The organism is Crossiella sp. CA-258035 (assembly GCF_030064675.1).
In the GTDB taxonomy this organism is placed as follows: domain Bacteria; phylum Actinomycetota; class Actinomycetes; order Mycobacteriales; family Pseudonocardiaceae; genus Crossiella.
The window spans coordinates 2,396,956-2,419,660 of record NZ_CP116413.1; the positions used below are offsets into that span (position 1 = coordinate 2,396,956).

Annotated in this window: 8 protein-coding genes and 1 pseudogene; all 9 read left to right on the forward strand. The window is 72.5% G+C overall.

Translation table 11 applies throughout. The features are described 5' to 3' along the window. Positions 1-59 precede the first annotated feature (59 nt). The 9 genes and pseudogenes from N8J89_RS11355 to N8J89_RS11395 all read left to right on the forward strand — a co-directional run bounded on the left by N8J89_RS11355 (position 60) and on the right by N8J89_RS11395 (position 22,698). Positions 60-9,929 carry a type I polyketide synthase gene (locus tag N8J89_RS11355; RefSeq protein WP_502868482.1) on the forward strand — a complete coding sequence of 3,290 codons (9,870 nt, stop codon included), beginning with the start codon at positions 60-62 and terminating at the stop codon, positions 9,927-9,929. 33 nt (positions 9,930-9,962) lie between these two features. After that, positions 9,963-14,018, forward strand: a pseudogene (locus N8J89_RS11360) (type I polyketide synthase); the annotation flags it as partial. Continuing rightward, positions 14,015-14,785, forward strand: a complete 771-nt coding sequence (locus tag N8J89_RS11365; protein WP_252478949.1) for a thioesterase II family protein — start codon at positions 14,015-14,017, stop codon at positions 14,783-14,785. The pseudogene N8J89_RS11360 and the gene N8J89_RS11365, both read left to right, overlap by 4 nt. Beyond that, positions 14,785-15,963 (forward strand): cytochrome P450 family protein, encoded by a 1,179-nt coding sequence (locus tag N8J89_RS11370; protein ID WP_283664299.1) that lies wholly within the window; start codon positions 14,785-14,787, stop codon positions 15,961-15,963. The genes N8J89_RS11365 and N8J89_RS11370 overlap by 1 nt, the downstream gene beginning before the upstream one ends. A gap of 28 nt (positions 15,964-15,991) precedes the next feature. Continuing rightward, complete coding sequence (locus tag N8J89_RS11375; protein ID WP_283664300.1) at positions 15,992-17,266, forward strand: activator-dependent family glycosyltransferase; 1,275 nt, start codon at positions 15,992-15,994, stop codon at positions 17,264-17,266. An 8-nt stretch (positions 17,267-17,274) separates the two neighbouring features. Continuing rightward, positions 17,275-17,988 (forward strand): class I SAM-dependent DNA methyltransferase, encoded by a 714-nt coding sequence (locus N8J89_RS11380; protein ID WP_283664301.1) that lies wholly within the window; start codon positions 17,275-17,277, stop codon positions 17,986-17,988. Then, positions 17,985-20,420: a beta-glucosidase family protein gene (locus N8J89_RS11385; RefSeq protein WP_283664302.1), complete on the forward strand. Its 2,436-nt coding sequence runs from the start codon at positions 17,985-17,987 to the stop codon at positions 20,418-20,420. The genes N8J89_RS11380 and N8J89_RS11385 overlap by 4 nt, the downstream gene beginning before the upstream one ends. Before the next feature lie 583 nt (positions 20,421-21,003). After that, positions 21,004-21,420, forward strand: a complete 417-nt coding sequence (locus tag N8J89_RS11390; RefSeq protein ID WP_283664303.1) for a YciI family protein — start codon at positions 21,004-21,006, stop codon at positions 21,418-21,420. Between the two features lie 3 nt (positions 21,421-21,423). Then, positions 21,424-22,698 carry an RNA polymerase sigma factor gene (locus tag N8J89_RS11395; RefSeq protein ID WP_283664304.1) on the forward strand — a complete coding sequence of 425 codons (1,275 nt, stop codon included), beginning with the start codon at positions 21,424-21,426 and terminating at the stop codon, positions 22,696-22,698. Positions 22,699-22,705 lie beyond the last annotated feature (7 nt).

The window sequence follows — 22,705 nt, forward strand, 5'->3', positions numbered from 1 at the left end:
GAGGGGGCGGCATGTCGCCGACGACTGAGGACAAGCTCCGCGACTACCTGAAGCGGGTTATCGCGGACCTCCAGCAGACCAAGGCGCGCCTGCACGAGGTGGAGGCCGAGGACCGCGAGCCGATCGCCATCGTCGGCATGGCCTGCCGCTACCCCGGCGGGGTCAGCTCGCCGGAGGACCTGTGGCGGCTGGTGGCGGGCGGCGGCGACGCGATCTCCGGCTTCCCGGCCAACCGCGGCTGGGACCTCAACGCCCTCTACCACCCCGATCCCGAACACCCCGGCACCTCCTACGTGCGGGAGAGCGGGTTCCTGCACACCGCCGACGAGTTCGACCCCGGCTTCTTCGGCATCTCCCCGCGCGAGGCCCTGGCCATGGACCCGCAGCAACGTCTGCTGCTGGAGACCGCCTGGGAGACCTTCGAGCGCGCCGGAATCGACCCGGCGACCGTGCGCGGCAGCCGCACCGGCGTGTTCGCGGGCCTGATGTACCACGACTACGCGGCCCGCCTGCACAGCGTGCCCGCCGGGGTCGAGGGCTACCTCAGCACCGGCAACTCCGGCAGCGTGGTGTCGGGCCGGGTGTCCTACACTCTTGGCCTGGAGGGCCCTTCGGTCACCATCGACACGGCGTGTTCGTCCTCGCTGGTCGCGCTGCACCTGGCCGTGCAGTCCCTGCGCAACGGCGAGTGCACCCTGGCGCTGGCCGGTGGCGTGGCGATCATGTCCACCCCCGGCGCGTTCGTGGAGTTCTCCCGCCAGCGCGGCCTGGCCCCGGACGGCCGCTCGAAGTCCTTCGCCGCGGCCGCCGACGGCACCTCCTGGTCCGAGGGCGTCGGCATGCTGCTGGTGGAACGCCTGTCCGACGCCCAGCGCAACGGCCACCCGATCCTCGCGGTGGTGCGCGGCAGCGCGGTCAACCAGGACGGCGCGAGCAACGGCCTCACCGCCCCCAACGGCCCGTCCCAGCGCCGCGTCATCCGCGCCGCCCTGGCCAACGCGCAGCTCACACCGTCCGAAGTGGACGCGGTGGAGGCACACGGCACCGGCACCGTGCTCGGCGACCCGATCGAGGCCCAGGCCCTGCTGGCCACCTACGGCAAGGAGAAGTCGGCCGACCAGCCGCTGTGGCTGGGCTCCCTGAAGTCGAACCTAGGGCACACCCAGGCCGCGGCCGGGGTCGGCGGCATCATCAAGATGGTGATGGCGTTGCGGCACGGGGTGCTGCCGAGGACGCTGCACGTGGACGAGCCGACGCCGCACGTGGACTGGTCGGCGGGCGCGGTGTCGCTGCTGACCGAGGCCCGCGAGTGGCCGGAGACCGGTCGCCCGCGCCGCGCGGCGGTCTCGTCCTTCGGCGTCTCGGGCACCAACGCGCACACGATCTTGGAACAGGCCCCGGCCACCGAGTCCAATGAGTCGTTCGTGCCGCCTGTGCTGGCACCGGTCGCCCTCTCCGCCCGCGGCCCCGAAGCCCTCCGCGCCCAGGCCACCAACCTGCTCTCCTTCCTCGACGCCAACCCCGACCTCCCCCTGGCCGACCTGGGCCGCGCGCTCGCCCTCGGCCGCTCCGCCTTCGAGAACCGCGCCGTCGCCATCACCCGCGACCGCGCCGAGCTCCGCACCGCCCTCACCGCGCTCGCCAGCGCCGAACCCGCCGCCAACCTGGTCACCGGCGACAGCATCGGCACCGGCAAGGTCGTCTTCGTCTTCCCCGGCCAGGGTTCCCAGTGGCTGGGCATGGCCGTCGAGCTGCTGGAGACCTCCCCGGTCTTCGCCGCGCGCCTCACCGAATGCGCCGAAGCCCTCGCCGAGTTCACCGACTGGGACCTCCTCGACGTCCTGCGCAGCGGTGACTTCGAGCAGGTCGACGTGGTGCAGCCCGCGCTGTGGGCGGTCATGGTCTCCCTGGCCGCGCTGTGGCGCGCCAACGGGGTCGAGCCCGCAGGAGTGGTCGGCCACTCACAGGGCGAGATCGCCGCGGCCGCGGTCTCCGGTGCGCTGTCGCTGCGGGATGCGGCGAAGGTGGTCGCGTTGCGCAGCAAGGCGATCCGGGCGCTGGCGGGCAAGGGCGGCATGATGTCGATCTCGCTGCCCGTGGCGGAGGTCGAGGCCAGGCTGGCTCGCTGGGGCGGGCGGATCTCGGTGGCCGCGGTCAACGGCAGCGCGTCCGTGGTGGTCGCCGGTGATCCGGACGCCCTGGAGGAGCTGTTCATCGACTGCGAGACCGCGGAGATCCGGGTCCGCAAGATCCCGGTGGACTACGCCTCGCACTCAGCGCACGTGGAGAGCATTCGCGCCGAACTGTTGAACGTCCTCAGTGGACTGGAGCCGCGGGCGGCGGAGATCCCGTTCTACTCCACCGTCTTCGCCGAGCGTTTCGACACCACCGGGCTGGATGCCGAGTACTGGTACACCAACCTGCGCCAGACCGTCCGGTTCGAGGAGACCGTCCGGCTGCTCGGCGAGTCCGGGTTCCGGTTCTTCGTGGAGGCCAGCCCGCACCCGGTGCTCACCTTCGGCATCCAGGAGACCGTGGAAGCCGTCGCGGTCGGCTCGCTGCGCCGGGACGAAGGCGGCCTGGACCGCTTCCTGACCTCGCTGGCCGAGGGCCAGGTCCACGGCCTGCCGGTGCGCTGGGAGACTCTGTGGGGCGGTACCGCGCACGTGGACCTGCCCACCTACGCCTTCCAGCGCAAGCGCTACTGGCTGGAGGACGGCGCCCCCGCCGTCGAGCACACCACCGACCCGGCCGACGCCGAGTTCTGGACCGCTGTCGAGACCGAGGACCTGGACACCCTGGCCGCCACCCTCGGCGCCGAGGCCGAGGCGCTCACCGGTGTGCTGCCGGTGCTCGCCGCCTGGCGTCGCCAGCGCCGCGAACAGTCCACTGTGGATGGATGGCGGTACCGGGTGGAGTGGCGGCCGGTCACCCTGCCCGCCGCCGCGCTCACCGGTGACTGGCTGGTGGTGCAGCCCGAGGGGCACACCGAGACCGTGCTGTCCGGGGCGAGGGTGCTGGAGATCGGCGGCTCGCTGGACCGCGCCGCCCTCGCCGACCGACTGGCCGCACTGGACTTCACGCCCGCCGGGGTGCTCTCGTTGCTCGCCCTCGACGAGTCCCCGCTGGCCGAACATCCGCTGCCCGCCGGGCTCGCGGGCACCGTGGTGCTCACCCAGGCCCTCGGCGACGCCGGGATCACCGCCCCGCTGTGGTGCGCCACCCGGGGCGCGATCTCCACCTCCGCCACGGATCTCCTGCGCAGCGCCACCCAGGCCCAGGTCTGGGGCCTCGGCCGGGTCGTCGCGCTGGAGCACCCCGAGCGCTGGGGTGGCCTGGTCGACCTGCCCGACCGCCTCGACGAGACCGCGGTCAACCGGCTGCACGCCGTGCTCGCCGCGGCCGACGAGGACCAGGTGGCCATCCGCGCCGCCGGGATCTTCGCCCGCCGCCTCGCCCCCGCCCCGCTCGGCTCGGCTGCCCCGGTCCGCAACTGGCAGCCCACCGGCACCGCGCTGGTCACCGACGGCTCCGGCGCGCTCGGCTCGCTGGTGGCGAAGTGGCTGGCCCGCAACGGCATCGAGCACCTGGTGCTGGCCGGTCAGCACGACCACACCGCCGAAGACCTGCGCGCCGAACTGGCATCCGACGGCGTCACGGTCACCCTGGCCGCCTGCGAGGTCGGCGACCGCGCCGCGCTGCGCGCCGTGCTCGCCGAACACCGACCCGCCACCGTGGTGCACGCCCCGCCGGTGGTGCCGCTGAAGTCGTTGGCCGACAGCGACCTGGCCTCCTTCGCCGCCGTGGTCAACGCCAAGACCGCGGCCGCCACCCACCTGGACGCCCTGCTCGACGACTCGGTCGAGACCGTGGTGTTCTGCTCCTCGGTCGCCGGTATCTGGGGCGGCGGCAACCAGGGCGCCTACGCCGCGGGCACCGCCTACCTGGACGCGCTGGCCGAAGCCCGGCGCGGCCGCGGCCTGCCCGGTGTGGCGATCGCCTGGAGCCCGTGGGACGGCGGCGACACCACCACCGAGGACAGCTACGGCGAGTTCCTGCGCCGCCGCGGCGTCACCGCGATGGACCCCGAGCTCGCGCTTTCCGCGCTGCGCCAGGCGATCGAGCACGAGGAGCCGGTGCTCACCGTCGCCGACATCGACTGGGACCGCTTCGTCCCCGGCTTCACCGCCGCCCGCGCCAGCCACCTCTTCGACGAGATCCCGCAGGCCCGTCCGGAAACTGAGCCCGAGGCCGTCGAAGCCTCCCCGCTGGTGCAGCGCCTCACCGGACTTTCCGAGGCAGACCAAGGGAAACTCGTCCTCGACCTGGTCCGCACCCAGCTCGCCGCCGTGCTCGAACACGCCTCCCCGGAGGCCGTCGACGTCAACCGCGCCTTCCGCGAGCTCGGCTTCGACTCGCTCACCGCGGTCGACCTGCGCAACCGCCTCAACACCGTCACCGGGCTGAAGCTCCCGGCCACGCTGGTCTTCGACTACCCGACCGCCACCGTGCTCGCCGAGCACCTGCGCGGCGAGCTGATCGGCCACGCCGCGCAGATCGCCGGACCGGTGGTCACCGCGGCCGCCGACGACGAGCCGATCGCCATCATCGGCATGGCCTGCCGCTTCCCCGGCGGCGTGACCAGCCCGGAAGCGCTGTGGCGGCTGGTCGAGTCCGGTGGCGACGCCATCACCGGCTTCCCGACCGACCGCGGCTGGGACCTGGACGCGCTGATCGACCCCAACGGGCGCACCGGAGCCAGCTACGTCGGCCACGGCGGCTTCCTGCACGAGGCCAGCGAGTTCGACCCGGCCTTCTTCGGCATCTCCCCGCGCGAAGCCCTGGCCATGGACCCGCAGCACCGCCTGCTGCTGGAAACCTCCTGGGAGGCATTCGAGCGCGCGGGCATCGACCCCGACACCCTGCGCGGCAGCCGGACCGGCGTGTTCGCCGGCACCAACGGCCAGCACTACGCGCCGCTGCTCGCGGGCGCGCCGGAGAACCTGTCCGGCTACCTGGCCACCGGCAACGGCGCCAGCGTGCTCTCCGGCCGGGTGTCCTACACCTTCGGCCTGGAGGGCCCCGCGGTCACCGTGGACACCGCCTGCTCCTCCTCGCTGGTCGCCCTGCACTGGGCGGTGCAGGCCCTGCGCAACGGTGAATGCTCCCTCGCCCTGGCCGGTGGCGTCACGATCATGTCCACGCCGGACATGTTCTTCGAGTTCAGCCGCCAGAACGGGCTGGCCCGTGACGGTCGCTCCAAGGCATTCGCCGCCGCCGCGGACGGCTTCGCCCTCGCCGAGGGTGTCGGCATGCTGCTGGTGGAACGCCTCTCCGACGCCCAGCGCAACGGCCACCCCATCCTGGCCGTGGTCAAGGGCAGCGCGGTCAACCAGGACGGCGCGTCCAACGGCCTCACCGCCCCCAACGGCCCGTCCCAGCAGCGAGTCATCCGGCAGGCGCTGGCCAACGCCGGACTGTCCACTTCGGACGTCGACCTGGTGGAGGCGCACGGCACCGGCACCACCCTCGGCGACCCGATCGAGGCCCAGGCGCTGATCGCCACCTACGGCCAGGACCGGGACCGCCCGCTGTGGCTGGGCTCGCTGAAGTCCAACATCGGGCACACCCAGGCCGCCGCCGGGGTCGCCGGGGTGATGAAGAGCGTGCTCGCGATGCACCACGGCCTGCTGCCCAAGACCCTGCACATCGACGCGCCCAGCCCGCAGATCGACTGGTCCGCTGGCGCGGTCTCGCTGCTCACCGAGGCCCAGCCCTGGCCGGAGGGCGTGCGGCGGGCCGCGGTGTCCAGCTTCGGCATCAGCGGCACCAACGCGCACGTCATCATCGAACAGCCGCCCGCGACCGACATCGCTGAGCAGTCCACTATGGACGGACCGGTGCCGGTGCGACTCACCGCCCGCACCCCGGAGGCCCTGCGCGGTCAGGCCCGCGCGCTCGCCGCGCACCTGGCCGCCCACCCGGACACCGGCCTCGCCGACCTGGCGCACTCCCTGCTCACCGCCCGCACCGCCTTCGACCAGCGCGCCATCCTGGTCGCGGGCAACACCGCCGAGCTGAGCACCGGCCTGGACGCGCTCGCCAACGGCGAACCGTGGCCCGGCCTGACCTCTGGCGTGGCCGCGCCGGGGGAGAAGGTGGCGTTCGTCTTCCCCGGTCAGGGCTCGCAGTGGCTGGGCATGGCCGTCGAGCTGGCCGAGACCAACGCGGTCTTCGCCGAACGGCTCGGCGACTGCGCGGCCGCGCTCCGCGAGTTCGCCGACTGGGACCTGCTGGAAGTGTTGCGCGGCAACGGTCCCGGCTTCGAGCGGGTGGACGTGGTGCAGCCCGCACTGTGGGCGGTCATGGTCTCGCTGGCCGCGCTGTGGCGCAGCTTCGGCGTCGAGCCCTCGGTGGTGGTCGGCCACTCCCAGGGTGAGATCGCCGCGGCCGCGGTCTCCGGCGCACTGTCCCTTCAGGACGCTGCCAGGGTGGTCGCGTTGCGCAGCAAGGCGATCCGGGCACTGGCCGGCAAGGGCGGCATGATGTCGGTGCCGCTGCCGGTCGCCGAGGTCGAGGAAGGACTGGCTCGCTGGGACGGCCGCATCTCGGTCGCCGCCATCAACGGCACCTCCTCGGTGGTGGTCGCCGGTGAGCCGGACGCGTTGGAAGAGCTGTTCGCCGAGTGCGAGGCCGGGAACATCCGGGCCCGTAAGATCCCGGTGGACTACGCCTCGCACTCCGCCTACGTGGAGGAGATCCGCGAGGAGATCCTGCGGCTCCTGGCCCCGATCCGTCCGCGCACCTCGGAAATCCCGTTCCACTCCACGGTCACCGGCGAGCTGGTGGACACCGCGACGCTGGACGCGGAGTACTGGTACACCAACCTCCGTCAGACCGTCCGGTTCGCCGAGGTCACCCGCGCGCTGGCCGAACAGGGCTACCGCTACTTCGTCGAGGCCAGCCCGCACCCGGTGCTTACCGTCGGCGTGCAGGAAACCCTGGAGGAGACCGGCAGCAACGCCGTCACGCTCGGCTCGCTGCGCCGCGAGGAAGGCGGGCTTGCCCGGTTCCTGCTCTCCCTCGGCGAGGCCGCCGTGCGCGGCCTGCCGGTCGACTTCGGCCAGCTGCTCACCGGGGCCCGGCGGATCGACCTGCCCACCTACGCCTTCCAGCGCGAGCGCTACTGGCTGGACACCCCGGCCCGCACCGGCTCCGACGCCACCGAGCTCGGCCTGACCGCCGCCGAGCACCCGCTGCTCGGCGCCGCGATCACCCGGCCCGGCAGCGAGGAGCTGCTGTTCACCGGCCGGATCTCGGTGCGCAGCCACCCCTGGCTGGCCGACCACGCCGTGCTCGGCTCGATCCTGTTGCCCGGCACCGCCTTCGTCGAGCTCGCCCTGCACGCCGCCCTGGCCGCGGGCTGCGACCGGGTGGAGGAGCTGACCCTGGCCGCGCCGCTGGTGCTGCCCGAGGACGGCGCGGTCCGGCTGCACCTCACCGTCGGCGAACCGGAGGACTCCGGCGCCCGCTCGCTGACCGTGCACTCCCAGACCGGCGAGGACGAGCCCTGGCAGCTGCACGTCAGCGGCACCCTGCTGCCCGGCCTCGGCGCCCCGGTCGCCGTCGGCGCCTGGCCGCCCGCGGGCGCGGAACCCGTTGCCCTGGACGGCCTCTACGACCGGCTCAGCGAGGCGGGCTACGACTACGGGCCCAGCTTCCAGGGCCTGCGCGCCGCCTGGACCAAGGGCGGTGAGGTCTTCGCCGAGGTCACCCTGCCCGAAGAGCACCGGGACAACGCCTTCGCGCTGCACCCGGCCCTGCTGGACGCGGCGGTGCAGGCCATCGGCCTCGGCGGCTTCTTCAGCGCCGAGCAGGCCCGGCTGCCCTTCGCCTGGACCGGCGTCAGCCTGCACGCCACCGGCGCGACCAGCCTGCGGGTGCGACTGTCCAAGGTGGACAACGACGGCATCGCGCTCGCGGTGACCGACCCCGAGGGCAACCCGGTGGCCACCGTCGACTCCCTGGTGCTGCGCGCCCTCTCCGCCGATGCCCTCGGCGGCGGGCACCACGACTCGCTGTTCCAGCTCGACTGGGTCACCGTGCCCGCGCCTGCCAGCCCGCTCGGCCGCGCCGCCGTGCTCGGCGACGCACTGGGCGTGGCGGCCGGTCTGCGCGCCGCGGGGGTCCGGGTGCAGGAGCACACCGGACTGGCAGAACTGACCGAGGTGCCCGAGCTGGTATTCCTGCCACTGCCCACAGTGGACGGACCCATGGCGAAGACCGCGCACGCCACCACCCTTATCGCCCTGGAGGCGGCACAGGGGTGGCTGGCCGATGCCCGCTTCGCCAACGCCCGCCTGGTGGTGGTCACCCGGGGCGCGGCCGCGGACGTGACCGATCCAGCAGGCGCCGCGGTCTGGGGCCTGATCCGCTCGGCGCAGGCCGAGGAACCGGGCCGGTTCCAGTTGCTCGACCTGGACGGCCCCGACTCCGCGCGGCAGCTCGCCGCCGCCGCGCAGACCGGCGAACCGCAGCTGGCCATCCGGCAAGGCAAGCTCACCGCACCCCGCCTGGCCCGCGTGGCCAAGACCGCCACCGCCCCGTCAGCAGGGGGATCCGCGCTGGTCACCGGCGGTACCGGCACCCTCGGCGCGCTGGTCGCCCGGCACCTGGTGACCAGCCGGGGCGTGCGGCACCTGGTGCTCACCAGCCGCAGCGGCCCGGCCGCCCCCGGCGCGGCGGAACTGCACGCGGAGCTGACCGCGCTCGGCGCGCAGGTCCGGATCGAGGCCTGCGACGCCGCCGACCGGGACGCGCTGGCCGCGCTGCTGGCCACCCTTGATCACCCCCTGTCCACCGTGGTGCACGCGGCAGGGGTGCTAGACGACGGCGTGCTCTCCGCGCTCACCCCTGACCGGCTGGCCGCGGTGCTGCGGCCCAAGGTGGACGCCGCGGTCAACCTGCACGAGCTGACCGGCGAGGTCACCGAGTTCGTGCTGTTCTCCAGCGCTGCCTCGACTTTCGGCGGCGCGGGCCAGGGCAACTACGCCGCGGCCAACGCCTTCCTGGACGGACTCGCCGCCTACCGCCGTGAGCTGGGCAAACCAGCCGTGTCCCTGGCCTGGGGCCTGTGGGCGCGGGCCAGCGGCATGACCGGCCACCTGGACGAGGCCGAACTGGGGCGGCTGGCCAGGGCCGGCATGGCACCCCTGTCTTCAGAACAGGGGTTGGCACTGCTGGACGCGGCCAGCACAGTGGAGTCGGCGGTGCTGGTGCCCATCGGGTTGGACACCACGGCGCTGCGGGCACAGGCCGAGGTGCCCGCCCTGCTGCGCGGGCTCGTCCGCAAGCCCGGTCGCCGAACGGCGGCCGGCGCGGCCCCGGACGCCACGGCGCTCACGCAGCGACTGCACGGCCGCACCGGCGCCCAGCGGCGCGAGGTGCTGCTGGACCTGGTGCGCGGGCAGGTTGCCGCGGTGCTGGGGCACTCCTCGCCGGACGCGGTCGAGGAGAGCAAGGGCTTCCTGGAGCTCGGGTTCGACTCGCTCACCGCGGTCGAGCTGCGGAACCGGCTGAACGCGGCCACCGGCCTGCGCCTGGCCGCCACGCTGGTCTTCGACCACCCGACTCCGGAGGCGCTGGCCGCGCACCTGGACGACAGCGTGCCCCAGTCCACGGCCCCGGCGGGCGGCAGTCCGCTGCTGGCCGAGCTGGACCGGCTGGAGGCCAGCCTGTCGGTGATCGTGCCGGACGACCTGTCCGGGATCGCCCCGGACGAGGAGTCCAGGGCACACATCACCCTCCGGCTGAAGTCCTTGCTGGCCAAGTGGACCGAGGCCAACGGCAGCGCGGCCGCCGAGGACCTGGAAGCGGCCACCGACGACGACCTGTTCGACCTCATTGGCAAGGAGTTCGGGATCTCCTAGGGGATTCCTACTGGGGAGAAGGGAACCACAGTGTCCAATGAGGACAAGCTCAGGCACTTCCTCAAGCAGGTCACCGCGGACCTCCGGCAGACCCGCCAGGAGCTGACCGAGGTCCGCGCGGCCGAGCACGAGCCGATCGCCATCATCGGCATGGCCTGCCGGTACCCCGGCGGCATCGGCTCACCGGAACAGCTGTGGGACCTGCTGGCCGAGGGCGCGGACGCGGTCACCGGGTTCCCGGCCGACCGCGGCTGGCCCGACCTGCTCGACGAGGACCCGTCCGCCACCGGCCGCACCTACACCGGCCACGGCGCGTTCCTGGACGGCGTCGCCGACTTCGACCCCGCGTTCTTCGGCATCTCCCCGCGCGAAGCCCTGGCCATGGACCCCCAGCAGCGCCTGCTGCTGGAGACCTCCTGGGAGGCGTTCGAGCGGGCCGGGATCGACCCGAACTCCTTGCGCGGCAGCAAGACCGGCGTGTTCGCCGGGGTGATCTACAACGACTACGCCGCCCGCCTGCACGAGGTCCCGGAGGGCGTCGAGGGCTACCTCGGCACCGGCAACTCCGGCAGCGTCGCCTCCGGCCGCATCGCCTACACCCTCGGACTGGAGGGCCCCGCGCTCACCATCGACACGGCGTGCTCCTCCTCGCTGGTGGCGCTGCACCTGGCCGCACAAGCCCTGCGCAAGGGCGAGTGCACGCTGGCCCTGGCCGGCGGCGTGACCACCATGGCCACCCCGCAGATCTTCGTCGAGTTCTCCCGCCAGCGCGGCCTGGCCACCGACGGCCGCTGCAAGGCCTTCGCCGACGCCGCCGACGGCACCGGCTGGGGCGAGGGCGTCGGCCTGCTGCTGGTCGAACGCCTCTCCGACGCCCAGCGCAACGGCCACCCGGTCCTCGCGGTGCTCAAGGGCAGCGCGGTCAACCAGGACGGCGCCTCCAGCGGCCTCACCGCGCCGAACGGCCCGTCCCAGCAACGCGTCATCCGCGCCGCCCTCGCCGACGCGCAGCTCACCCCCGCCCAGGTCGACGTGGTGGAGGCGCACGGCACCGGCACCCGCCTCGGCGACCCGATCGAGGCCCAGGCGGTGCTCGCGGCGTACGGGCAGGACCGGGAACGCCCGCTGTGGCTGGGTTCGGTGAAGTCGAACATCGGTCACACCCAGGCCGCGGCCGGGGTCGCGGGCGTGATCAAGATGGTCATGGCGATGCGGCACGGCGTGCTGCCCAGGACGTTGCACGTGGACGAGCCCTCGCGGCAGGTGGACTGGTCGGTCGGCGCGGTGTCGCTGCTGACCGAGCCGCAGCCGTGGACGGGGGAGGTGCGGCGGGCCGGGGTGTCCAGCTTCGGGGTGAGCGGGACGAACGCGCACGTGATCCTGGAACAGGCCCCCGTGGCCGCGGAGAACGAGACCAGCGCCGCCCAGCCCGCCACCGCCGTGGGCACCGCGCCAACCGCCGCCGCTGCTGCCGTGGGCACCGCCGCTGTCGCCGCGTCCGCCGCTGCCGCCGCACTGCCCTTCCTGCTCTCCGGCAAGACCGCCGCCGCCCTCCGCGCCCAGGCCACCCGCCTCCGCGACCACCTCGCCACGCACACCCCCGCCCCGCTCGACCTCGCGCACACCCTCACCACCCGCAGCGCCTTCGAGCACCGCGCCGTCCTGCTCGGCGACCTCACCGCCCTGGACGCCCTCGCCACCGACGAGATCACCCCCGCCCTGGTCCGCGGCACCGCCGCCCGGCCGGGCAAGGTCGTCTTCGTCTTCCCCGGCCAGGGTTCCCAGTGGCGGGGCATGGCCGTCGAGCTGCTCGACTCCTCCCCGGTCTTCGCCGCCCGCATCGCCGACTGTGCCGAGGCGCTCCACGAGTTCGTCGACTGGAACCTCCTGGATGTCCTGCGCGACAACGACTACGACCAGGTCGACGTGGTCCAGCCCGCGCTCTGGGCGGTCATGGTCTCCCTGGCCGCGGTCTGGCGTTCGCACGGTGTCGAGCCTGCCGGAGTGGTCGGCCACTCACAGGGCGAGATCGCCGCCGCCGCGGTGTCCGGCGCGCTGTCCCTCCGTGACGCGGCCAAGGTGGTTGCCCTGCGCAGCAAGGCGATCCGGGCACTGGCGGGCAAGGGCGGCATGATGTCGGTTCCGCTGCCGGTCGCCGAGGTCGAGAACCGGCTGGCTCGCTGGGACGGGCGGATCTCGGTGGCCGCGGTCAACGGCGCCTCCTCCGTCGTGGTGGCCGGGGATCCGGACGCGCTGGAGGAGCTGTTCGCCGACTGCGCGGACACCGATGTCAAGGCCCGGCGGATCCCGGTGGACTACGCCTCGCACTCCGTGCACGTCGAACAGATCCGCGATGAGCTGCTGACCGTCCTCAGTGGACTGTCGCCGCGCAGCTCGGACATCCCGTTCCACTCCACCGTCACTGCGGGCCCGATCGACACCGCCGCGCTGGACGCGGAGTACTGGTACACCAATCTGCGCCAGACCGTGCGGTTCGAGGAGACCGTGCGCGGGCTGCTCGCCACCGGGCACCGCACCTTCATCGAGGCCAGCCCGCACCCGGTGCTCGCGGTCGGCATCCAGGAGACCGCCGACCGGGCCGAGACCCCCGCGGTCACCGTCGGCTCGCTGCGCCGTGAGGAGGGCGGGCTGCTGCGGCTGCACACCTCCCTCGCCGAGGCCTGGACCCGGGGCGTGCCGGTGGACTTCGCGCCCGCGGTCCGCGGCGGCCACCGGGTCGACCTGCCCACCTACGCCTTCCAGCACCAGCGGTACTGGCTCGAACCCGCCGCCGGCATCACCGCGGACGAGCAGTTCTGGACCGCGGTGGAGAACCAGGACCTCACCGCCCTCGCCGAGCTGCTGCCCGGACTGGCCGCGCAGCGCCGCGTCAAGCCGGAACCCGCCGCGCAACCCGCGCCCGAACCCGGGTTCGCCGAACGGCTGGCCGCACTCGAACCGGCCGAGGCCCAGCGCCGCCTGCTGGACCTGGTGCGCGGGCACGCCGCCGCCGTGCTCGGCCACACCGCCGCCGAGGACGTGGCCACCGACCGCGCCTTCCTGGAGTCCGGTTTCGACTCGCTCACCGCGGTCGAGCTGCGCAACCGGCTGACCGCGGCCACCGGCGTCCAGCTCGCGCCCGGCCTGCTGCTCCAGCACCCCACCCCGGCCGAGCTCGCCGCCCACCTGCGCGACCGCATCGGCGTCACCGAGACCCCGGCCCAGCAGCCCAGCACCCTGGCCACGCTCTACCAGGAGTCCGTCCGAAGTGGACGGATCGCGCAGTTCATGGACCTGCTCGCCGACACCGCCGCGTTCCGGCCCAGCTTCGACGAGACCAGCGACCGCGCCGACCTGGTCCGCCCGATCCGGCTGGCCGCCGAGGGCGAGGGACCGGTGCTCATCGGGTGCAGCGGCACCGCGGCCATCTCCGGCCCGCACGAGTTCGCCCGCCTGGCCACCGCCCTGCGCGGCCAGTACCCGATGGCCGCGCTGCCACTGCCCGGCTACCTCGACGGCGAACCCCTGCCCGCCACGCTGACCGCCGCCCTGCGCTTGCAGGCGCAGGCCGTGCTGGCGCAGGCCGACGGCCGCCCGTTCGTCCTCATCGGACACTCCGCGGGCGCGATCCTGGCGCACCAGCTCGCCGCACACCTGACCGAGGGCGGCACCCCGCCCGCCGGCCTGGTGCTGCTGGACGTCTACGAACCCGACCACAGCGGCCCGATCGGCGTGTGGCAGCGGGAGATGACCGAGTGGATGCTCGGCAACCAGGGCGACTACGTGCCCGCTGACGACACCCGGCTCACCGCCATGGGCGCCTACTACCGGCACCTCGCCGGGTGGCAGCCCAGCGCACTGCCCGTGCCCACCCTGCTGGTGCGGGCCAGCGAGCCGATGGGGGAGTGGACCGGCGAGGCCGACTGGCGCTCGCACTGGCCCTTCCCGCACGCCGTGGCCGATGTGCCGGGCAACCACTTCACCATGACCCAGCAGCACGCCGGGGCCACCGCACAGTCCATTGTGGACTGGGTCGCCTCGTCCGTCACCGTCGCCGGAAACGCGAAGCAAGAACAGGAACCACGATGACAGCAGACACCGGCGACAACGGCCTCTGGCTGCGCCGATTCCACCCCACCGAGGACAGCAAGGTCCGGCTGGCCTGCTTCCCGCACGCCGGTGGCGCGGCCAGCTACTACTACCCGTTCTCGGCCGCGCTCACCCCCTCCATCGAGGTGCTGGCCGTGCAGTACCCGGGACGGCAGGACCGGCGGCTGGACCCGCGGATCGAGAACGTGCAGGAGTTCGCCAGGGAGATCGTCAAACCCCTGCTCGCCTGGACCGACCAGCCGCTGGCGCTGTTCGGGCACAGCATGGGCGCGAGCATCGCCTTCGAGGTCGCCACCCTGCTGGAGCAGGAGTTCGACGTGGTCCCGGCCGCGCTGTTCGCCTCCGGCCGCCGCGCCCCGTCCCGGCACCGGGACGAACGCGTGCACCAGCAGAGCGACGACGGCATCGTGGCCGAGCTGCAACGCCTCTCCGGCACCGACTCCGCGCTGCTGGGCGATGAGGAGCTGCTGCGCATGGTGCTGCCCGCGATCCGCAGCGACTACAAGGCCGCCGAGACCTACCGCTGGCAGGGCGGGGTGCCGCTGTCCTGCCCGATCACCGCGATCGTCGGCGAGGCGGATCCGAGGGTCAACCTGGACGAGGCCACCACCTGGGGCGAGCACACCCGCGGCGAGTTCGCGCTGCGCACCATGCCCGGTGGCCACTTCTACCTCAACCACCACCAGTCGGACGTCGTCAACGAGATCTCCGACCAGCTCATCTCCTTCTGCGCCAAGGAGGCGTGATGTCCGACCGCACGCCGAGCCAGCTGGGCCTGCACCTGCAGATGACCCGAGGGCTCCAGTGGCACTTCGGCACCACCGGCGACCCGTACGCGCTCATCCTGCGCGCCCAGGCCGACGACCCCACCCCGTTCCACGCCATGGTCCGCGAACGCGGTGTGCTGCACCAGAGCCTGCTCGGCGCGTTCGTCACCGCCGACCCGGACCTGGGCCGCACCATCCTCACCGATCCGAGGCTGGGCTTGCGCAAGGCCGACGGCGAACCGCCGGTGCCGCAGGTGCTCCCGCTGGACGAGACCTTCCTCGGTCTTGGCGCGGCCGGGCACGCCCGGATCACCGAGCGCGCGGCGAACCTGCTCAGCGAACAGGCCGTGCACATCCACGAACCGCACGTCCGCCGCCTGGCCGAGTCCAGGATCAGCAAGCAGGACAGCCGGTTCGACCTGGTGACCGACTTCGCCGCGCCGCTGGCGGTGGACCTCACCGCCGACCTGCTCGGCATCCCCGACGCCGACCGCGCGCACTTCGCCAGCCTGTGCGCCGACCTGCGGCCCACCCTGGACTCCCTGGTGTGCCCGCAGCCGCTCGGCCCGACCAGGGCCCTGCTGGCCGCGCTGGCCAACGTGACGAAGCTGTTGTCCGACATGGGTTGCACGGTGCCCGAGGCCCGGCACGCCGCGGTGATCACCGCCACCGCCGGGGTGGAGATCGGCACCACGCTGCTGGTGAACGCGGTGCACGCGCTGCTGGCCCGCCCCGAGCAGTGGGCGAAGCTGGTCGGCGACCCCGGCCTGGCCGCCGACGCGGTCACCGAGACCCTGCGCTTCGACGCGCCGGTCCAGCTGCACACCAGGGTCGCCCTGGCCGACACCGAGTTCGCCGGGATCGAGATCCCCAAGGACAGCCAGCTGGTGGTGCTCGCCGGGGCCGCCGGCCGCGATCCCGGGCTCTACGCCGACGCGGATGAGTTCGAGCTGACCCGCGTGCCCGGTCCCGCACCGCTGTCCTTCACCGGCGGATTCCACTGTGGACTGCTGGCCCCGCTGCTGCGGGTGCAGGCCGAGACCGCGCTGCGGGTGCTCGCCGAACACGCCCCCAAGCTGCGCCAGACCGGCAAGCTGTTGCGCCGCAGGCGCTCCCCGGTCCTGCGCGGCCCCCTCAGTCTTCCTGTCACGGCCTAGCCGCCACCGCTTCCGGAAGGAGCCGCCGATGCGTGTGCTCATGACCTCCTTCGCGCACAACACCCACTTCTTCAGCATGGTGCCGCTGGCCTGGGCGCTGCGCACCGCGGGCCACGAAGTCCGCATCGCCAGCCAGCCCGCGCTCACCGACGCGATCACGCACGCCGGGCTCACCGCGGTCCCGGTCGGCGAGGACCACGTCATCCACCAGACCCGCGAGCAGGCCACCAGCGAGAAGCAGGCCGACCACCCGGAGATCAACTTCTCCGAGACCAGGCCGGAGGTGCTCACCTGGGACTACATGCTCGGCATGTACACCATGATGACGCCGATGTTCTACTCGTTGGCCAACAACGACTCCATGGTCGACAAGCTGGTCGCCTTCGCCCGCTCCTGGCAGCCCGACCTGGTCATCTGGGAACCGTTCACCTGGGCCGGATCCCTGGCCGCGCGGGCCAGCGGGGCCGCGCACGCCCGGCTGCTCTGGGGCCCGGACGTGCTGACCCGCACCAGGAACCGCTTCCTGGAGCTGCACGAGCAGCAGCCCGAACCGCACCGGGACGACCCACTGGGCGAATGGCTGGGCTGGACCTGCGAACGCCTGGGCATCACCTTCGACGAGGAGCTGGTCAGCGGCCAGTGGACGATCGACCAGACCCCGGCCAGCACCCGGCTGCCGGTCGGCCAGCCCATCGTGCCCATGGGCTACGTGCCCTACAACGGGCCCGCGGTGGTGCCGGAGTGGTTGCGGGTCAAGCCTTCCCGGCCCCGAGTGTGCATCACCCTCGGCGTGTCCGCGCGGGAGAGCCTCGGCGGTGACTCGGTCTCCTTCACCGACCTGGTGACGGCCATGGCCGACCTGGACATCGAGATCATCGCCACCATGAGCGCGGCCCAGCAGGCCGAGCTGACCGAGGTCCCGGAGAACCTGAAGCTGGTGGAGTTCGTGCCGCTGCACGCGCTGATGCCCACCTGCTCGGCGATCATCCACCACGGCGGCGCGGGCACCGCGGCCACCGCGATGCTCTACGGCGTGCCGCAGCTGCTGCTGCCGGAGATGTTCGACGCGGTGCTCAAGGCCCAGCAGCTGGAGGGCATCAACGCCGGTCTGTACGTGCGCCCGGCCGAGCTGACCGCGGAAGCCTTGCGGGACAAGCTCATCCGCCTGCTCACCGACCCCGCCTTCACCGAGGGCGCGGCCAGGCTGCGCGGCGAGGTGCTCGCCGACCCCAAGCCCAACGAGATCGTCCCGGAGCTGGAGCGCCTGGCCGCCCAGCACCGCGCCCCGGTCCCCTCAGCGTAAGGAAACCCATGTACGACACCGAGTTGGCGGACGTTTACGACGCCATCTACCGAGGCCGCGGCAAGGACTACCCGGCCGAGGCCGCCCAGGTGCACGGGCTGATCACCGCCCGCAAGTCCGACGCCACCGACCTGCTCGACGTGGCCTCCGGCACCGGCGCGCACCTCGGCCCGTTCACCCAGCTCTTCGGCCACGTGGAGGGACTTGAGCTCTCCGAGGCCATGGTGCGCATCTCCAGTGACCGCTTCCCCGAGGTCACCGTGCACCAGGGCGACATGCGCGAGTTCGACCTCGGTCGCACCTTCCACGCGGTCACCTGCATGTTCAGCTCCATCGGCTACATGGCCGACCAGGACGAGCTGGACCGCGCGCTGGCCGCCTTCGCCCGGCACACCGAGCCCGGCGGCGTGATCGTGATCGAGCCCTGGTGGACGCCGGAGAAGTTCCTGGACGGCTACGTCGGCGGCGACGTGGTCCGGGTGGACGGCCGCACCATCGCCAGGGTCTCGCACTCCCGCCGCGAGGGCGACCACACCCACATGGACGTGCACTACACGGTGGCCGAGCCGGACAAGGGCATCGAGCACTTCACCGACACGCACGTCATCACCCTGTTCACCCGCGAGCAGTACGAGACCGCCTTCGAGCGGGCCGGCTGCGTCGTGGAGTTCGTCGAGGGCGGCCCGTCCGGCCGCGGTCTGTTCGTGGGAGTCGTGAAGTGAGACGCAGCAAGAAGCTGTTGGCCGCACTGGCTTTGACCGCCGCCACTGCCCTGGTGGCGAGCACCGGAGCCACCGCGGCGCCGACCAGCGGGCGCACCGGCGTGCACCCGCTGGTCGCCCAGATGACGCTGGACGAGAAGCTCTCGTTCGTGCACTGGACGGTCGCCTTCACCGGCCCGTTCAGCGTCGGCTCGCTGCCCGGCGTGCCGCGGCTGGGCATCCCGGAGATCCGCTCCGCCGACGGCCCGGCGGGTATCCGGCTGAACAACCAGCCGGCCACCGCGATGCCGGCGCCGGTCGCGCTCGCCGCCACCTTCGACGACGAGCTGGCCCGCAAGTACGGCGAGGTCATGGGCCGCGATGGCCGTGCGCTGCAACAGGACGTGGTCTTCGGCCCGATGATGAACATCATCAGGGTGCCGCAGGCCGGCCGGAACTTCGAGACCTTCAGCGAGGACCCGCTGGTCTCCGCGCGCACCGCGGCCGCGCAGATCAGGGGCATCCAGAGCCAGGGCCTGATCGCCACCGCCAAGCACTACGCGGCGAACAACCAGGAGCACAACCGGCAGAACATCAACGTCACGGTCGACGAGCAGACCCTGCGCGAGATCGAGCTGCCCGCCTTCGAGGCCTCGGTCAAGGCCGGTGTCAGCTCGGTGATGTGCGCCTACAACAAGGTCAACGGCACGCCGTCCTGCGGGCACCAGGAGCTGCTCACCTCGATCCTGCGTGAGCAGTGGGGTTTCCAGGGCTGGGTGATGTCGGACTGGCTGGCCACGCACAGCACCGACTCGATCAGCAAGGGCCTGGACCAGGAACTGGGCATCGACTGGAGCCAGGGTGTCGAACACGGCATCCCCGGCGGCCTGCACTTCGGCAAGAAGCTGAAGGAAGCCGTGCAGAACGGCCAGATCCCGATGTCCACTGTGGACAGAGCGGTGAGCAGGATCGTCGGCCAGCTGGACCGGCACGGCCTCATCGGCGCCAACCCGCGTCCCCGGCCGACCCGCGACCTGGCCACCGCCAACGCGGTCACCCAGCAGGTCGCCGAGGCAGGCGGTGTGCTGCTGCGCAACCAGAACCAGGCCCTGCCGCTGCTCGCCGGGGACGGCGCCAACATCGCGGTGATCGGCCCGCGCGCCAAGGACCCCAAGGTCACCGGCCTGGGCAGCGCGCACGTGGTGCCGGACAGCGCCAAGGCCCCGATCGACACCATCCGCGCCCGCGCCGGAGCAGGGGCGACGGTCACCTACTCCGCCGGTGAGGAGCTCGTCGGCTCGCCGATCCCGGCAGGCACGCTGACCCCGGCGTTCCCGACCGGCACCGTGCTCCAGCCGGGCACCGCGGGCCAGTTCTACGAGGGCACCCTGACCGCGCCGGTCACCGGCGACTACCGGATCGCCATCGAGGCCACCGGCGGTTTCGCCACGGTGCAGATCGGCAACCAGACCCCGATCGAAGCGGGCGAGGTCTACGGCAAGATCACCAGCGCGGTGGTCCACCTGACCGCGGGCACCCACAAGATCACCATGTCCGGCTCGGCCCCCGTGGCGTCCTCGCTGTCGGTCAAGCTGTCCTGGGTCACCCCGGAAGCCGCCGAGGCCGCGATCGTGGCCGCGGTGCAGGCCGCCAAGACCGCCCGCACCGCGGTGGTCTTCGCCTACGACGACGGCATGGAGGGCTACGACCGGGCCAACCTGTCCCTGCCCGGCCGCCAGAACAAGCTGATCACCGAGGTGGCCAAGGCCAACTCCAACACCGTGGTCGTGCTCAACACGGGTTCGTCGATCACCATGCCCTGGCTGGACAGGACCGCCGCGGTGCTGGACATGTGGTACCCCGGCCAGACCGGCGCCGAGGCCACCACGGCACTGCTGTTCGGCGACACCAACCCCAGCGGCAAGCTCACCCAGACCTTCCCGCTGGACGAGAACAGCCACCCGGTGGCCGGCAACCCGGAGCGCTACCCCGGTATCGGCAACGAGCAGAAGTACACCGAGGGCATCCAGGTCGGCTACCGCTGGTACGACAAGCAGAAGGTCAAGCCCCTGTTCCCGTTCGGCCACGGGCTGTCGTACACCTCGTTCACCTACACGGACCTGGCGACCAAGGTCGTCGCGGACGGTCTGGAGGTGAGCTTCTCCTTGCGCAACACCGGAATCCGGAAGGGCAAGGAGGTGCCGCAGGTGTACCTGGGCGCGAGTCCGCTGGTGAGCGCGCCGCAGGCGGAGAAGGCGCTGGCGGGGTACGCGAAGGTGGAGCTGCTGCCGGGGGAGAGCAAGCGGGTCACGGTGAAGGTGGACGCGCAGCGGTTGAAGTACTGGAACTCGGCTGCTGACCGGTGGGTCACGGGGGCGGGGGTGCGGACGGTGCAGGTTGGCGGGTCGTCGGCGCAGCTGCCGCTGAAGGGGTCGGTTGTGGTGGCTCCGTAGCCGGATTGGCTGAATTGGTTGGTGGGGCCCGGACGCGGGGATGCGTCCGGGCCCTTGGCTTGGGTGGGGAGGACTCGGTCTCCAGCGCCGACTGCCGCTCCCCAACCTTGCCCCGGCCCCTCGCCCTTGACCCCCAGCTCTCGTCCCCCGTCCTGCTCCTGCCCCCGTCCTACTGCTGCTTCCCGCTCCCGCTCTTGCTTCCCGCTCCCGCTGCTGCGTCCTGCTCCCGCTCCCTGCTCCCGGCTTCTGCTCCCGCTCCCGCCTGCAATCTCCGCTTCAAGACGACCGGTCATATTGAGACGACCGGTCACATTCAAGTCAGGCTGCCAGCCCGCGAATATGACCGGTCGTCTGTATATGACCGGTCGTCTTAAAGCGGCGGTGGGTCTGGTCGGAGCGAGTGAGTGCTGGGGGCCTGGCCAGCCGATCAGCCGCAGCCTCGCCACCGGCAGAGCCACCGATCCCGTCCTACGCTCCCCAAGCCACCCGAAAAAATCCCCACCCCCTGTCGATCCCCCGCCCACCCCGTTCGACCCAGGAGTGAACGGGTCCACCGGACCCCGACCGACCCAGGGAGTTCCCCATGAGGTTCATGCTGATCATGCGCGCCACCGACGAGACCATCCAGGCGTACCAGGACGTCGACTTCGGCGAGATCATGGAGTCGATGGGGAAGTTCGCCGACGAGATGATCCGCGCCGGTGTGCTGGTCGCGACCGAGGGGCTGGACACCGCGGGCGGAGTTGTCGTCGACTACTCGACCGAGCCGCCGGTGGTCACCGATGGGCCCTACGGGGAGACCAAGGAGCTGTTCGGGGGTTTCTGGATCTTGAACGTGGCGTCCAGGGAAGAGGCTGTGGAGTGGGCTCGGCGGGCGCCGATGACCGGGCCGGGGGCCAAGTGCGAGATCCGGCGGATCACCTCGATCGAGGAGTTCCCGCAGGACAACGTCTGGATCCAGAAGGAGCGGGCGTGGCGCGAGGCGACCGGGCAGCTCTGAGCGATGGCTGAACCCACCGGGCGGGCGGCGGTGGCCGCGGTGTGGCGGATCGAGTCGGCGCGGATCGTCGGTGCGCTCGCCCGCGGCACCGGCGACTTCGCGCTGGCCGAGGACCTCGCCCAGGAGGCGCTGGCCGAGGCGTTGGTGACCTGGCCGCGGGAGGGGGTGCCGCGCAGTCCGGCGGGGTGGCTGCTCACCGTGGGCAGGCGCCGGGCCGTCGACGCCTTCCGCAGGCGCGCCGCGCTCGACCACCGGTACGCCGCCTTCGCCCGTGGCCTGGACGACGGCGGGGCGTACGCCGGCAGCGAGCCCTCGGCCACCGGTGACCTGCTGTGGGATCCGGATCAGCTCGACGACGACGTGCTGGCGCTGATGTTCATCTCCTGCCACCCGGTGCTGTCCAGACAAGCCCGGGTGAGCCTGACCCTGCGCGTGGTCGGCGGCCTGACCAGCGAGGAGATCGCCAGAGCGTTCCTGGTGCCGACCGCGACCGTGCAGGCCCGGATCACCAGGGCGAAGAAGACCCTGGCCGCGGCGCGGGTGCCGTTCGAGGTGCCGTCGGGGCGGGAGCGGGCGGAGCGGCTGGGGTCGGTGCTCAGCGTGGTCTACCTGATCTTCACCGAGGGGTCCTCGGCCAGCTCCGGCAGCGACCTGATCCGGGTCGACCTGGCAGGGGAGGCCCAGCGCCTGGCGCGGGTGCTCGCACGGCTGATGCCCACTGAGCCTGAGGTGCTCGGACTGCTCGCGCTGCTGGAACTGACCGCCGCGCGCTTCCCCGCCCGCATCGGCCCGGACGGTGAACCGGTGCTGCTGGAACACCAGAACCGCGGCCGCTGGGACCAGGCCGCGATCCGCCGGGGCCGGGCCGCGCTGACCCGCGCCCAGCGGGTCGGCCGCGGGCTCGGCGCCTACGGCGTGCAGGCCGCGATCGCGGAATGCCATGCCGTGGCGGAGTCGGTGGCGGCGACGAACTGGGCGCGGATCGTGCTGCTCTACGAAGCACTCGGCCGGGTCGCGCCGTCGCCGGTGGTCGAGCTCAACCGGGCGGTCGCGGTCTCCATGGCGCAGGGGCCGACCGCGGCGCTGCCGATCGTGGACGAGCTGGTGGCCGCGAAGTCCCTGCCGACCTCGCACCTGCTGCCCAGCGTGCGCGGGGAGCTGCTCACCCGCCTGGGACGCGCCGAGGAGGCGCGGGCGGAACTGGCGCGGGCGATCGGGTTGTGCGGCAACAAGAAGGAACGGGCGTTGCTGGCCCGCAAGATCGCCGACCTCGGCTGAGACCAGC

What these genes read in the sequence shown, in the direction of transcription:
- N8J89_RS11365 (WP_252478949.1), top strand. Translation starts at nt 14,015, where the DNA reads ATGACAGCAGACACCGGCGACAACGGCCTCTGGCTGCGCCGATTCCAC.
- N8J89_RS11390 (WP_283664303.1), top strand. Translation starts at nt 21,004, where the DNA reads ATGAGGTTCATGCTGATCATGCGCGCCACCGACGAGACCATCCAGGCG.
- N8J89_RS11395 (WP_283664304.1), top strand. Translation starts at nt 21,424, where the DNA reads ATGGCTGAACCCACCGGGCGGGCGGCGGTGGCCGCGGTGTGGCGGATC.
- N8J89_RS11380 (WP_283664301.1), top strand. Translation starts at nt 17,275, where the DNA reads ATGTACGACACCGAGTTGGCGGACGTTTACGACGCCATCTACCGAGGC.
- N8J89_RS11375 (WP_283664300.1), top strand. Translation starts at nt 15,992, where the DNA reads ATGCGTGTGCTCATGACCTCCTTCGCGCACAACACCCACTTCTTCAGC.
- N8J89_RS11370 (WP_283664299.1), top strand. Translation starts at nt 14,785, where the DNA reads ATGTCCGACCGCACGCCGAGCCAGCTGGGCCTGCACCTGCAGATGACC.